The 15,188-nt window shown below is 46.3% G+C and carries 10 protein-coding genes; 5 read left to right on the plus strand and 5 right to left on the minus strand.

Annotation, left to right across the window (positions count from 1 at the left end; translation table 11 throughout):
• Positions 1-63 precede the first annotated feature (63 nt).
• Both V6W81_RS05580 and V6W81_RS05585 read left to right on the plus strand, forming a co-directional pair.
• Positions 64-3,339, plus strand: coding sequence for a glycoside hydrolase family 48 protein (locus V6W81_RS05580; RefSeq protein WP_338541987.1), 3,276 nt, complete (start codon positions 64-66; stop codon positions 3,337-3,339).
• 470 nt (positions 3,340-3,809) lie between these two features.
• Positions 3,810-4,604: a C40 family peptidase gene (locus V6W81_RS05585; RefSeq protein WP_338541988.1), complete on the plus strand. Its 795-nt coding sequence runs from the start codon at positions 3,810-3,812 to the stop codon at positions 4,602-4,604.
• 263 nt (positions 4,605-4,867) lie between these two features.
• Here V6W81_RS05585 and V6W81_RS05590 read toward each other — a convergent pair whose 3' ends face one another.
• Positions 4,868-5,776: an ArsR/SmtB family transcription factor gene (locus tag V6W81_RS05590; protein WP_145051182.1), complete on the minus strand. Its 909-nt coding sequence runs from the start codon at positions 5,774-5,776 to the stop codon at positions 4,868-4,870.
• Between the two features lie 179 nt (positions 5,777-5,955).
• Between V6W81_RS05590 and V6W81_RS05595 the strand changes: the two genes are divergently transcribed.
• Positions 5,956-7,461 carry an alpha-N-arabinofuranosidase gene (locus V6W81_RS05595; protein ID WP_145051179.1) on the plus strand — a complete coding sequence of 502 codons (1,506 nt, stop codon included), beginning with the start codon at positions 5,956-5,958 and terminating at the stop codon, positions 7,459-7,461.
• A 796-nt stretch (positions 7,462-8,257) separates the two neighbouring features.
• On the opposite strand, the gene V6W81_RS05600 is transcribed toward V6W81_RS05595, so the two are convergent.
• On the minus strand, positions 8,258-9,010 hold the full coding sequence (locus V6W81_RS05600) for an MBL fold metallo-hydrolase (protein ID WP_338541989.1): 753 nt from the start codon (positions 9,008-9,010) through the stop codon (positions 8,258-8,260).
• A 131-nt stretch (positions 9,011-9,141) separates the two neighbouring features.
• On the opposite strand from V6W81_RS05600, the gene V6W81_RS05605 reads away from it, so the two are divergent.
• Positions 9,142-9,567 (plus strand): Lrp/AsnC family transcriptional regulator, encoded by a 426-nt coding sequence (locus tag V6W81_RS05605; RefSeq protein WP_338541991.1) that lies wholly within the window; start codon positions 9,142-9,144, stop codon positions 9,565-9,567.
• A 67-nt stretch (positions 9,568-9,634) separates the two neighbouring features.
• Here the strand turns inward: V6W81_RS05605 and V6W81_RS05610 are convergent, their stop codons facing one another.
• The 3 genes from V6W81_RS05610 to V6W81_RS05620 all read right to left on the minus strand — a co-directional run bounded on the left by V6W81_RS05610 (position 9,635) and on the right by V6W81_RS05620 (position 13,803).
• On the minus strand, positions 9,635-10,159 hold the full coding sequence (locus tag V6W81_RS05610) for a DUF5381 family protein (RefSeq protein ID WP_338541993.1): 525 nt from the start codon (positions 10,157-10,159) through the stop codon (positions 9,635-9,637).
• Positions 10,160-10,238: 79 nt separating this feature from the next.
• Entirely contained in the window at positions 10,239-12,068 is a 1,830-nt protein-coding gene (locus V6W81_RS05615; RefSeq protein ID WP_430701085.1) for an ABC transporter ATP-binding protein, read from the minus strand.
• Complete coding sequence (locus tag V6W81_RS05620) at positions 12,061-13,803, minus strand: ABC transporter ATP-binding protein (RefSeq protein WP_338541995.1); 1,743 nt, start codon at positions 13,801-13,803, stop codon at positions 12,061-12,063. Before V6W81_RS05620 ends, V6W81_RS05615 begins: the two co-directional genes overlap by 8 nt.
• 378 nt (positions 13,804-14,181) lie before the next feature.
• Here V6W81_RS05620 and V6W81_RS05625 point away from each other — a divergent pair, with 378 nt between their 5' ends.
• On the plus strand, positions 14,182-15,108 hold the full coding sequence (locus V6W81_RS05625; protein WP_310139596.1) for an S-layer homology domain-containing protein: 927 nt from the start codon (positions 14,182-14,184) through the stop codon (positions 15,106-15,108).
• Positions 15,109-15,188 lie beyond the last annotated feature (80 nt).

Here is a 15,188-nt window from a genome sequence, read left to right on the forward strand (position 1 = left end):
AGGCGCCGAATATTCCAAACGTAGCGGATCTTAATAATTCTACTCATTTAGGGAGGTAAGTACATGTTGAAATCAGCGACGAAGAAAAGTTTGACGGCCATGCTGGCAGGTACAATGATGTTGACCGGATATACCGGACTATGGGCGGGGCCAGGTCAGGCACATGCTGCGGATTCAGCGATTGAGCTTCAGGCAGAGAGTATAAATGAACAGCGGTTTCTGCAATTGTATGATCAATTGAAAGACCCGGCTAATGGATATTTTTCACCAGAGGGGATTCCCTATCATTCGATTGAAACGTTGCTGAGCGAAGCACCTGACTATGGGCATATGACAACTTCGGAGGCATACAGCTACTGGTTATGGCTAGAGACCATGTATGGTCACTACACAGGTGATTGGTCGAAACTCGAAGCAGCTTGGGACAACATGGAGAAATACATTATTCCAGTCAATGAAGGTGATGGCAAGGAAGAGCAGCCTACGATGAGTTATTATAATCCGAATAGCCCAGCAACGTACGCTGCGGAAAAACCGTTCCCGGATCAGTATCCTTCAGCGATTAATGGACAATATGCGGCAGGCAAAGATCCACTCGATGCCGAACTTAAGGCTTCGTATGGCAATAACCAGACCTATCTGATGCACTGGCTGCTTGATGTAGATAATTGGTACGGATATGGGAATTTGCTGAATCCATCACACACGGCTGCTTATGTGAATACGTTCCAGCGTGGTGAACAAGAGTCCGTATGGGAAGCGATCCCCCATCCATCGCAAGATAATAAAACGTTCGGCAAAGCCAATGAAGGCTTCATGAGTCTGTTCACGAAAGAAAATCAGGCACCTGCAGCTCAATGGCGTTATACCAACGCAACAGATGCTGATGCACGTGCGGTACAAGTGCTGTACTGGGCCAAAGAAATGGGTTATACCAATACGAAGTATCTGGATAAAGCGAAGAAGATGGGGGACTATCTGCGGTATGGTATGCATGATAAGTACTTCCAGAAGATCGGTAGTGCGAAGAACGGGACACCTACTCCGGGTACAGGTAAAGATTCCAACATGTACCTGATGGCATGGTACACCTCATGGGGCGGTGGCTTAGGGCAAGGTGGAGAATGGGCATGGCGCATTGGAGCGAGTCATACGCACCAGGCTTATCAAAATCCGGTTGCGGCCTATGCGCTGTCCGATCCTGCTGGTGGCTTGATTCCAAAATCGACAACAGCGAAGGACGACTGGAATGCATCCTTGAAGCGTCAATTGGAGTTCTACACGTGGCTGCAATCGCATGAAGGTGCTATTGGCGGAGGGGCAACTAACAGTCTGGATGGCTCCTACAAAGCGTATCCGGCAGGAGTAAGTACTTTTTATGATATGGCATATCAGGAAGCACCAGTATATCGTGACCCAGACTCCAACACATGGTTTGGATTCCAGGCTTGGTCGCTCGAACGTGTAGCAGAGATGTACTATATTCTTGCTGAGAGTGGCGATTTGAGCTCCGAGAACTTCCAAATGGCCAAAAAAGTCATTACCAAATGGATTGATTGGACGAAGGACTATGTATTTGTAGATGAACGCCCGGTAACGGATGCTCAAGGTTATTACCTGAATGCAGCCGGTCAGCGTGTACTTGGTGGAACCAATGTGCAAGTAGCGACAACGCCTGCGCCAGGGGAATTCTGGATTCCAGGCGGTCAGGAATGGCAGGGTCAACCTGATCAATGGAATGGATTCAGCTCCTTTACAGAGAATCCGAATTTCCATGTCGTCACGAAAGATCCAGCACAGGATACAGGTGTATTGGGCAGTTATATTAAAGCTCTTACCTTCTTCGCAGCAGGTACTCAGGCAGAGGAAGGTGTGTTAAGTGCTGATGGGCAGGAAGCTAAGGATCTCGCTGAGAAGCTTCTGGACACAGCATGGGACTATAATGACGGCGTGGGAATTGTAACGGAAGAAGTGCGTAAGGACTATTTCCGCTTCTTTGCAAAAGAAATCTACATTCCTGCAAACTGGACGGGAACGTTTGGTCAAGGGAACGCCATTCCAGGAACGGCTGGTATTCCTTCTGATCCAGCGAAAGGCGGAAACGGTGTATACATCGGGTACTCCGATCTTCGTCCGGCCATCAAGCAAGATCCAGCATGGGCTTACTTAGATAACTTGTACAAAACGTCATACAATCCAACAACGAAAACATGGGAAAAAGGAGCGCCAACCTTTACGTATCACCGTTTCTGGTCACAGGTTGACATGGCTACCGCATACGGCGAATATGATCGTTTGCTTGGAGATGAAGAGACACCAGTAGTTGAAGTGCCCGCAGCACCTGTTGGTGTAACAGCCACAGGGGCTAGTGAACAAGTCGTACTGAAATGGAACACAGCTCCAGGTGCAGCTTCATACACAGTGAAGCGTGCTGAAGTAGACGGTGGGCCATACACTTCGGTTGCAACAGGAGTCACAGGCACAACCTTTACAGACGCGGACTTGACTAATGGCACGACCTATTATTACACCGTCACAGCGGTCAATGCCGTAGGTGAATCCACGCCATCTTCACAGGTATCTGCAACGCCGCAAGCGGGCGCGGTCGTACCAGATGTACTGACGCTTACAGGCACGGCAGGCAATGCTCAGACCGTATTAACATGGAGCGCATCCACAGGGGCGGACAGTTATAACGTACAGCGTTCTGTTAATGGAGCACCGTACACGGACGTGGCAACCCATGTAACCGAGTTGACATATACGGACAGCGCGGTAGTCAACGGCACGACGTACAGCTACCGGATTGCGGCCGTGAATGCCAGCGGACAGACATTGTCGAACGTGGTAGCATTGACGCCTACAGCGCCTCCTGCTACAACGGGCAGTATAGAGGTGCAATATCGTAATGGGAGTTCGGCAGCCTCCGGCAATGCCATTACGCCACAGTTTAACGTGAAGAACACAGGTACAACCGAAGTGGATCTAAGCAAGGTAAAGCTACGGTATTACTTCACGAAGGACAGCGCAGCAGAGCTGAGCTTCTGGTGTGATTATGCCCAGATTGGTAGCAGTAATGTAGAGGCACGTTTTGTCGCGGTAGACCCAGCGACAGGAACGGCAGACACGTATCTGGAGATTGGATTCAAAGCTGGAGCAGGCAGCTTGGCAGCGGGTGCGGAGACAGGGGTCATCCAAGGTCGTTTCTCCAAGACCAACTGGAGCAATTTTGATCAGACGAATGACTATTCATTTGATGCAACGCAGACTGCCTTTGGCGCTTGGAGCAAAGTAACTGCTTATCAAGATGGTGTGAAGGTATGGGGAATCGAGCCTTAATGGAGGCGAGCCCATCCATTGTAAATGAGTAAGTGAAGCCGGGGAGCAATCCCCGGTTTTTACGTTCATGGATACCCAGATCGATATTAAATTAAACATATTTATGTATAATTGTGGGTATTTATAGCTTTTATTGGTGTAGTAATGTTTTCCACTTATGGAATGTGATGAATCGGAAGTGGTTCTTAAGAACTATTAAGTGGATGGGCTAAAGTATACACGTACTTATGGAGATAAAGTGTGTGACACCAAATGGTTACAATAATTTAACCTTTGTAGAAACCTTCGTATTGAAGCGATTTTTCCCATGTATGGCATGTGTATCCCTGATTCTTATTGCTCAAATGGCATGAATCGAATACAGGACTTTGGTCTGATGATTGTTATGGAAAGCCCCGTTTACAATGGGGCAAGCCCGGGAGAACCAAGCCGAGGTTAAAATTCTGTAACATCAGGGGGAACACGACATCATGAACTGGAAAAGTAAAATGATTACTGCAACACTAACAGCAACGATGCTGATGGGAAGTCTGACGACAGGAGCACTTACAGCACCGGTATCAGCGGCTGCAGTCCAAAATTCGAAATTAGAGGTTATCTGGGGCGTTAATATGCGTACTTCAGCATCTTCAAGTGCAAGTGTAGTTCGCATGGTACCAAAAGGTGAGCAAATTACTGTACTCGGGCAGTCTGGATCGAGCTGGTACAAAGTACAGGATGCTAACAAACGCACAGGATACATATCCTCTTCATCCAAATATACAAAAGCTGTGAGCGGAAATGCGAACACGTCGACTTCTGGCAGCAGTTCATCGAATACCAACCAAGCGGCAGTTGAGAAGGTAATCGCTGCAGGTATGAAGTATTGGGGTACTCCTTATGAGTTTGGAGCAAGCCGTAATAGTACGGCTACCTTTGATTGTTCCAGCTTCATCCGCCAGGCTTTTATTGATGCACTTGGAATCAAACTGCCAGCCGACTCTCGCCAGCAAGGCGATTATGTTAAGGGCAAGGGCGCTGTTCAGACCAATTGGAAAAATCTAAAACGCGGCGATCTGATGTATTTCATGTCTTATAAAGGGACTAAGTCGTCCTCATACGCTGGCGTGAATAAGTCCACAGCAAGAATTACGCACACCGGTATTTATCTAGGTGATGGTAAAGTATTGCATACGTATTCCAACGCCGGTGGCGGTGTAACAATCAGTGATATCGCAGGTAAGCATTGGGAATATCGCTTCTTGTTCGGTGGAAGTGCGCTGTAGGGAAGCAGCATCTCTCAGTTAGATGTGTCTATGCATCCTTGCGGAATACCTAAACGAACTTTTTGATCTAAGTGTACGTCGGTACATTTGGTTAAGTGAGTGGCTAAAAAGGCTATTCCAATGCTGGGATGCCTCGGACATCCATCGTAATCAGAATCGGACTTTTTGAATAACATCTTACTACAAGTGAGACTAACAAATAACCTGCCATCTACGCCACAAAGGGTAGACGGTAGGTTTTTTATTGTAATTGCTATCCTAATTCAGTCCTGATAGTAGAGACGGAACAGGATATCTTGGTTATAGTTTCCGAATCCTTCGCCATACAAGGTCATACCTCCGACATGCTGCGCATCTTCCTCAACCGATAAGCGCAATGTCCACTGATTGCGCTCCACCGGAATGTCCGAGAGCTTCACATCAGATAAACGCTGTCCATCGATAAATGTCCCCTCATCGGTAATCCGTAGCACTTTTAACATGCCATATTGGTTAACGCTCTCGCTCCACCATTCCGGGGTGAACATACCGCGTCCGTTGCCGGAATCGCCGGGACTTGTCCATTCCCCGAGCCTTATCCCATTCAGTGTAAACGTAATATCAGAAGGCCAGTTTGGATTAACGGACGGTGCTTCTGAACCGATCTCCAGAGACAGCTCAATCGCATTAATCTGTTGCCCGGACAGAATGTAGTTTGGAATTTTATATTCTACAAATCCTCGCCCCATCCAGAGAATTAAAGCATGCATCCGCTCTGGGTCTAAAAAGTAACGTGGGTCATCATATTGACCGATCACATGAGTAGAGGTAGCTAATCCACAGGTTGGATAAACGTCAAAATGGGTGTAGTGCCCCACCGGAATCGCAACCTCATGAACTTTATTGGATGATCCGGTGTCCTGAGGCATCGAGATTCCGATCCAATCCACCGCTAAACTGTTCATTTTGTGGGTACCGCCATCTTTACGAACCATCTTCGATTGAATAATACCTACGTCCTGAAGCTTCCGAACGTGCATCGTTACAATGGCACTGCTTAGACCAAGCGAAGCAGCGATATCTTTGACGTTCATGGGAGTGTCCGCGACGAGACGGATAATTTGCAGACGAACTTCACTGGCAAGCGCCTCATAGAGGGGCAGCCATTCTGCATCGGTATTTGCTCTGATCACATGTGTTCCTCCAAGCCATAAATTATAGAATTAAGTTAAACATAAATCCAAATGAAAGAGTAACATTTTTCGAAATTCGGGTTGAAATTATTGTTGTAATCGATTTTAATATAAATATAAACGTTTATCCATACATTTTGAATTAATTTTAATATTAATCTTAAGGAGTGTTAACCTCAATGGAAAAAGCGAAAATGACAGTAGACAAAGATTTTAAAATTGGTGAAGTTGATAAGCGCTTGTACGGATCTTTTATAGAACACCTGGGACGCGCTGTATATGGTGGGATTTACGAGCCGGGACATTCTTCAGCGAATGAGCAAGGTTTCCGTACAGATGTGCTGGAGATGGTGAAGGAGCTGCAGGTGCCGATTGTACGTTATCCAGGAGGGAATTTTGTATCCGGTTACAATTGGGAAGATTCCGTTGGACCAGTGTCTGAGCGTAAGCGTAGATTGGAATTGGCATGGAGAACGATCGAGACGAATGAATTTGGCTTCAACGAATTCGTAGACTGGACGAAGCAGGCGAATTCCGAAGTGATGATGGCGGTCAATCTGGGAACAAGAGGAGCAGATGCTGCCCGTAATATCGTAGAGTACAGCAACCATCCGGAAGGTTCGTATTATAGTGATCTTCGGATCAAGCATGGTTACAAAGAGCCGCATGCGATCAAAACATGGTGTCTAGGTAACGAGATGGACGGCCCTTGGCAAATTGGTCACAAAACGGCTGAGGAATACGGGCGTGCTGCAGTAGAGGCGGCAAAAGTGATGAAGTGGACGGATCCAACGATTGAGTTGGTGGCTTGCGGAAGCTCTAGCTTGAATATGCAAACGTTCCCGGATTGGGAAGCAACGGTGCTGGATCATACGTATGATCACGTCGAGTATCTTTCCCTACACCAATATTATGGCAATCAGGAGAACGATACGCCGACATTCCTTGCACGCTCGCTTGAAATGGATCGTTTCATCGACACGGTGAAGGCAACTTGTGATTATATCAAAGCGAAGAAACGCAGTAAGAAGACGATGTATCTCTCCTTTGACGAGTGGAATGTATGGTATCACTCCCATGAAAATGATTCGAAAATGGATCCATGGCAGATTGCTCCGCCGCAACTGGAGGATATTTATAACCACGAGGATGCACTTCTCGTAGGTTGTATGCTCATCAGCATGCTCAAACATGCAGATCGAGTCAAAATGGCATGTTTGGCACAGCTTGTTAATGTTATTGCGCCAATTATGACAGATACAGGCGGTGGTTCATGGAGACAGACCATCTTCTATCCATTTATGCATGCTTCCGTATACGGACGTGGAACAGCGTTGGTGCCGTTGATTCAATCTCCGAAATATGACACAAAACAAATTACGGATGTTCCTTATCTGGAAGGGATTGCGGTGCATAACGAAGAGCTTGGAGAAGTGACTGTATTTGCAGTGAACCGTCATCTGGAAGAATCTTTGCCGCTTGAAGTGGACTTGCGCAGCTTTGGGAAGTGCAGCTTGATCGAGCATATTGTGCTTGAGAATGATGATCTCAAAGCGACCAATACAGCAGCACAGCCGAACCGTGTTGTTCCGCATAACCGCGGGGGAGCAGAGGTATCGGATACGTTGATTACAGCAAGTCTTGCCAAAGCGTCTTGGAACGTCATCCGATTGAAAGTTCAGTAAGAGCACAGGCTAAATTGATGTAGAGTTCTCCAGTAACACTAGAGACAAATCGATTGAGAGTTCTGTAAGAACACAGACAGAAACTGCAATGAAGAACACAGAATAAACTGATTGAAAATGAGTAAGGCCAAAGGTAACACTGATGAGAAATCAGTAAGCGCGCACAGACATAAGCTAGACTGGGCACGATCATTCTTGTGTTTAACTTAAGTTAAATGCCCGACCGAGAGAGAAGTGAGGAAGGACGTTAGCGAGTTAACGTCCTTCCTTGAATCCCAAAAAGCTGGATGCGAGTTTATCGCATCCAGCTTTTTTCATGTTATATACAACAATTAGGTTAGGTCAGGCTATCGAATGCTGGGAAGATAAGGTGGGATAATCCGCAAGGTTGCATGTAGGTAACATGTAGGTATCAAGGAGAGAAGGTAGTAAGCAGTAGGCGTAGGATTCGTTGAAATTGCAGAAAATATTGCATTAGCTTTTGTTGTATTAACTCTTCATGAATTCATCGTATTAATGGTTGTTGGTAAGTCTATTATCGAGCGTACAGTCCGGTGCTTACGTTCTAACGAATCTAGGAAACCTTATTGTGCCCATTATCACCAAAATAGAATTTTAATGAATCTGAGACACGCTATCCCAGCAAAAAGGTGGATAAATGCCGGGAAAAGTGTGCCCAGAGCAATAATAACGTACATAGGATTCGTTAGAATTTTGGATAGGCTGAAATTGACCTAATAGAGTGTCCTGAGTTCGTTACCTCAAACCTCAAATCTCAAACCTCAAATCTCAAAACTCAAAACTCAAAACTCTCACCGTCAAGTGGGATAAGTACTTGACCATCCAACTGCTCGGATGCCAGATGGTTGGCGAGATCAGCGCGGGATACTACGCAATGGTTAATGGCATCCATATGCACAGCGATCACATGAGCGGATGGCGCATGTTGCTTCACAGCAACAACGTCATGCTCGTCCATCGTAATGGGATCCCCCTCGTTGAAGCGTGCACCCCCAGCATTCACAACAATAACGTCTGGAGTATACTGACGAATTGCCTCAGCAGGCTCCTCGCACCAGATCGTATCACCGGCAATATACGTGACGGGTTCACCGTCTGCTTCCAGAACGAAGCCGGATACGTTGCCCATACGTTTACCAATCTCACCCGTACCATGATGACCGGAGGTGCGAGCGAATCGTACCGAATGATGCTCATGTTTATCCTCCACAGCCGTTACGTCGGTGAACCCCGCATTGGTAAACACATGCTCATCTCCAGGCTGGCATAACAGCGGGATATCTTTGCGGAGATGCTTCGCAGCAGCTTCATCCCAATGATCTGGATGAGTATGAGTGACAATCAACAGATCAGGGTTGAGGTAATCTGTTTCGGTTTCTGGCAGGCTCACTCTCGGGTTGCGCAACTCATTTGGGGTGTTCGGAAATCCGGGCATGGATTCAGCATCCATCAACATCGGATCAACTAGAATGTTCAGACCTCCATATTCCAGCCACAGCGTAGCATTGCGGATCAATTGAAATTTCATTATATTTGCACTCCTTCGGGTTGTTGAATAGTATTATCCTATATGTTATACAACCCGATTAACGTCGTACATAACATGATGAACGGAAATAGATCGAACTCATTTCACGTTGAAAGGATTGTAACAGCCGGATGAATGAAACGATAGATGACACAGATCTGCGTATTTTACAGATTCTTATTCAGGACGCCAAGCGTTCTCACAAAGAAATCGGAGAAGACGTTCACCTGACTGGGCAGGCCGTAGGTGCAAGATTGCGCAAGCTGCAGGATCTGGGTGTGATAGAAGGGTATACAGTAAAATGGAACCCAGAACGTCTTGGCCTCGGGCTTCAGGCATTTGTTACCGTATTCATGAATTCGGGTGATCGACACGTCGCTTTTCGGACATTTATCGCTTCACATGAAGATATCGTTGAAGTGCATCGTATTAGCGGAGAAGGCTGTTACCTGATGCGGGTTCGCACCGGAACGACAGAACAACTGAACCAATTACTTGAGGAACTTTTACACTATGGAAACTATAAGATGAGCTTGTCCATTCGTGTGGAGAAATGAAGCTGTGGTGACTATCCTTGTTGTGAAGCAGAGCACCGCGTCCAGTCAGCTGTACGCGGTGAGCAGGTCATAACGATGACGTAAATCCATCCTCCCGTGGATGCTTATTGCGCAATGTTTGCTGAAGCAGGTTGATTGCTTTGTCTCGTTCCTTTTTGCTAAGCAAGTGATCTGTTGCAATGTGGTGCCGTGTGCCGTCATTTAGGAATAGGACAATCATTGGTGAAGACGACAAGATCCACTTGCTAAAGTGATACGAGGACAATTCAATTTTGCGAATTTGTTCCCAACGGATACTTCGTTTACCGCACAGGATGGCTTCATCATTCCAAGACAGTAACACAGGCGGCTGCTTGATGAATCGAGCTCCAAACATCAGGCATAACGGGCCGATGAACCATATGCCCAGAACGGCTGCGATCGAGTAATATAATGTTTCCAGTTTGCCAGATAGCCCATCATATATAAACCATAACAGTTGAATGCACAGGATTATAAACAGCAGAAACAGTGTTCCCTTCCAGAGAGCTGTGAATCGTCGGTATCGAATGTGCTGTATATTCGAAGTTGGTACTGTTGATTCTGATTCCATGTCCAATCAATCCTCCTTTATAACCATCATATAACGAAATATGCCGCTCTGCGAGGCAGGCGGCATATTTCATATTCGTTTATCCCGAGGCGGCGTTATTCTCTCCAGCTTCTCGAGCATGTTTATACAAGTCAGCATATACGCCTTTGGCGGCGATAAGTTCTTGATGTGATCCTTCCTCGACAATCTCGCCATTCTCCATGACGAGAATCCGGTCAGCATGCATGACAGTGGAGAGTCGGTGTGCAATGACAATCGTTGTTCGTCCTTGAGATACAGTTTCCAGGGCTTGTTGTACCAGTTGCTCGGTATGGGAGTCTAGATTAGCCGTTGCTTCATCCAAGATGAGCACGCGAGGCTCGAATACCACAATCCTTGCAAACGATATGAGCTGTCGCTGTCCAGCTGACAATCCGCTGCCTCGTTCAGATAGACGTGTATCGTATCCATCAGGCAAACGCTCAATCATCGCTGCTGCTCCGACAAAACGGCAGGCTTCAATTGCTTTTTCCCGCGGAATATCCTCGCGGAACATTCGCACATTATCGATAATCGTTCCCGAGAATAGAAAGGGCTCCTGCTGAATTAAACCAACGATTCGATGAAGATTGGCTTGGGGGATTCGCCGGATATCTGTACCATCGATTTCAATACGACCTGCCTGAACATCATAGAAGCGATTCAGTAGAGAGATCAGTGTGCTTTTGCCTGCTCCCGTTGTCCCTACAATGCCGACCATTTCTCCAGGATACAGATGCAGATTCAGATGCGCTATCAGTGGACGATCTGGTTGGTATCCGAACGATACATCGTTAAAATCAACCTGACCCATCACATGCTGTGGCTCAAGTGTGTGTGCATCTTGGGGCTTGGGATCCGCGACTTCAGGACGGGTGCTTAGAATTTTCCAGATGCGATCCATGGATACCGTAGTAGATTGGAACGTGTTCCATTGCATCGTAATCTGGTTGATCGGCTGAAAGAACTGGCGAATGTAGCTGATAAAGGCGTAGAGTACACCTACCTGTAATGACTCGCCAAGGACTGCCCGACCTCCTAACCAAACCATCATGACCAGTGCGGCATTGCCCAGAATATCAAATGTACGGTTGAAAATGACATTGGAACGAGCCTGAGTAATGTTGGCTTGCAGATGATCCTGATTTTTTTCCGAGAACCGTTTCTTCTGTTCTTCCTCCTGATGAAAAGCTTGAATGAGGAACATGCCGGACAAGTTCTCAGCGGTAAACGCAATCAGACGAGAGAGACGTGTGCGTGCGTTCTGATAAGCTTTTCGTAGTCTGCTTCGAAATAGTACGGCAACTATAGCGATAATCGGTAACACAATGAGTGAATATCCTGCCAGTACCGGATCTAGTTGAAACATGAAAAAGATAATGAGGACGAGCATCATGCCATCCCGAATCAGACTGAGCAGCACTTGCGTGAAGAAACTGCTGATCGTTTCCGTATCGCTGGAGACATTCGTAACCAGGCTGCCAATATGAAACCGATCAAAAAATGACATCGACATTTTGGAAATATGCCGGAATAGGTCTTTGCGAATACGAGAGACGATGTTCTGACCGACATGTTGCAACAGATTATTTTGTACATAAGTAAAAACAAAGCTGATGACAGCTAAGCCTAAATAAATGGCTGCGAGTTGAACCAGAAATGCAACACTTGTTTGACCTATCGCAAGATGGTCATCGATCGCAATTTTGACTAAATAAGGCTGAAGTAAGTCAGCAGAAATGCCGAGTAGTGAGCACAAAAAGATTCCCAAAAAGGTAAGTCTATGCGGTTTGGCATATGCCATCATGGCTTTGAAGGAAGTGCGCTTACTCTGATCTGGTTCCGTTGTTGTTGTGGATGTTGTATCTGCATCAGGTTTATGGTCACTCAAGATGTAATCCCTCCTCCTGCAAACGATACGTTGCGGCATATAACCCATTCGCTGCCATCAACTGGGAGTGGGTGCCTTGTTCTGCGATACGCCCCTGATCAAGCACAATGATGTCATCTGCATGACGGACCGCGCTGATCCGATGTGAAATAATCAAAGTTGTTTTGCCTTTACCGATCTCACGTAGACTTCGCAAAATGCCACTTTCAGTAACGGCATCCACAGCACTCATGCTGTCGTCCAAAATGAGCAACTCGGATTTCTTAATTAATCCCCGAGCCAAGCTGGTACGTTGGCGCTGTCCACCAGATAGGGTAAGTCCGCGCTCGCCGAGTAAAGTATCAAAGCGGTCTGGGAAACGTGTGATGTTATCGTAGATCATCGCTTGCTTCGCGCTGTGTTCAACGGTACCGAGCGACGCATTACGGTCGCTGAAGGCAATATTGTCTCGAATGGTGGTGCTGAATAAGAATCCATCTTGCGGAACATAGGCAATGCGGGATCTCAGGCTCTCCAGTGATAAAGCGCGAATATCTGTACCATTCATGCGAATCGTTCCCTCGGGTGGTTCGTATGTACGAAGTAACAACTTGACCAAGGTGCTCTTGCCTGAACCAGTTCTGCCTACGATGCCAACCGTACGACCTGTACGAATATTCAGTCGAATATTACGGAGCGAAGGAGAAGAACTTCCTGGGTACGTAAAAGTCAGTTGGTCAATAGAGATATCGCTTACCTTATCAAGCGGCTGAGCCCCTGAACGTTCCCGTACATCTGGTACTTCTAGGAGCAGATCATTGACTCTCTCCAGTGAAGCTCCAGAGCGTTGCACGGTATTAATAACATTACCGATCTGCTGCAGCGGCCCCATAATAATACGTAAATATAATGTCAGCGCTACAAAACTACCGAGCGTGATGGAATTCTGCATCGTTAGTATGCCGCCAACGAGCAGTGATACAACGAGTGAAATGGCACCGAGTAGCGGAAGTAGAGCCTGGAATAGAGACGACAGGCGTACTAAGCGCAATTGTTTTGCTTTGATTGCATCAACGGTTGTGCCAAATCGCTCCTGAGCAACGTCTTCAATCGCAAATGTTTTGGTAACCCGGATGCCACCCAGCTGTTCTTCGGCAGCTTCGGTCATATTTGCCAGAGCCTCTTGCACGTCGCGGGAGCGCTTTCGAATGCGCGGTCCAAAAAATACGACCAGAAATGGGATAGCTAACAGCGGAATCACACTGATTAGAATTAGGCTCTGGGGTATCCCGCTAAGCAGCATCATGACAATACATGACAGCAACAGGAATGTTGCATTTGTCATCAATGTCACACCATTGGAGATGGCTTCACGTACTGATGTGACGTCGTTCATTACATAGCTGAGCAGCTTGCCGTTACCTTGTTTGGAAAAATAATGCTCGCTCAGTTCGGAAAATTTGCTGAATATTCGCTCACGTGTCATGAATTCAAACCGACGGCCAAGCTTCATAATCATGAATTGTCCTGTACCAAACAGTAAATTATAAGCGATGGCAATAGCCAGTAAGGAGAGGCTGTACTGAACGACGGTGTTCATCTGAATTTTATGTTGCATTAACTGATCCGTGAAGCTGCCCAGAATTCGGGGTAAAGATGCCTGACCTACATTGGAGGCAATGATTAGAAGGATCGCGACCAGATATACAGGCCAGTTGGCAACCACATAGCCTCGTAATAATCCTGTCTTGGACATAAGATAGGTTCTCCTTTGTTCAGATAAGAAGTGTCTTCGGAAGCGAAGTCAGCAAAAGGGCCGACACCTGATATTAGCGCGCCGTGCCCTCTTACTGTATGCAATCTAGTTTGTAATTTATCCGTCATTCAATGAATTTCTCTATACTTATTTTTGCTCTATTCCGTACGGATGTCAACAAAGCAAGTAAGCATGGATGCAGGAAAATGGGTCGACATAGAACGGATATAAAACGAATATGGAAAGGATCAAGGAACGTTGTGTCTCTCTCATTATTCATCCTAAAGTCGATTTGGTGAAACATTTTTGAACAGTATCCCGTCTGTAGGATTGAACAGGTAAAAAATAGGGTTTACTAATCATAGGAGGTGCCAAGGCATGAAACATAAAAAAGGATTGGCGGCAACGCTTGCACTATGCGTGTCATTAACGGCAGGAGGTGCTTCGGTACTCGCTTTTTCAGATGTGAAGGATGAAGGGCAAAAAACAGTTGTGGATACATTGAAATCGAAAGGCATCGTGAACGGTGTGACCTCAGATCTATTCCGTCCAGATCAGGCATTGTCAGAGCCACAAGGTGTGCAGTTGATTGTAAAGGCATTTGGTTTGAAAAATGAATATGCTGCTGCTTCAGCGGCTCAAAATAAAATTAGTCCAGACACATGGTATGCTGATGCTGTACAGGCTGCAACGCAGAATGGTCTGTCCATTCCGGTCGAGTTGAATCCGCAAGGGGAGATGACGCGTGAACAGTTTGTCATTTTACTCCACGAAGGTATTAACACAACAGGTAACTATCCAGTGATCATGAAGTATAATCTTGTGAATGACGAAGATAAAATTGGTAAGGACGCCAAATCTGCGGTTCAGAACCTGCTGAATATGAACATCATTGAACTGGATAAGGACGGTAACTTCCGTCCAGATCAGTCGCTTACCCGTATGGAGGCTGCAAGCATGATCTTCAATGCACTTGAATTTGTGGATTCGCATGGAAATGGTGGTTCGTCTGAACCCGCTCCAACCGAGCCGGGCGAGGGTCAACAAGGAATCGTACCAAGCGTGACAACGACGAAGGTCGATGATAAAACGACGAAAGTTAAGCTGACGGCTGAAATGCCGCATCCTGGTTATGGCTTGAAGATTGATGATGTGAAGCTGGAGAAGGATGGACGTGCGATCGTGCTCTACACTATTGTTCAGCCTGATCCTGACATGATGTATCCAATGGTTATTACGAATGTAACTGCTGAGACAGATATTCCTACAGGCTACACAGCAGAAGTACAGCCATCAGGTAAGTAAAATTAGAATAGTATCTATATATCGACGTTAACTCGAACCCTACCTTTTATGCATATGCATGAAGGGTGGGGTTTTTGAGT

It is taken from the genome of Paenibacillus tundrae (assembly GCF_036884255.1).
In the GTDB taxonomy this organism is placed as follows: domain Bacteria; phylum Bacillota; class Bacilli; order Paenibacillales; family Paenibacillaceae; genus Paenibacillus.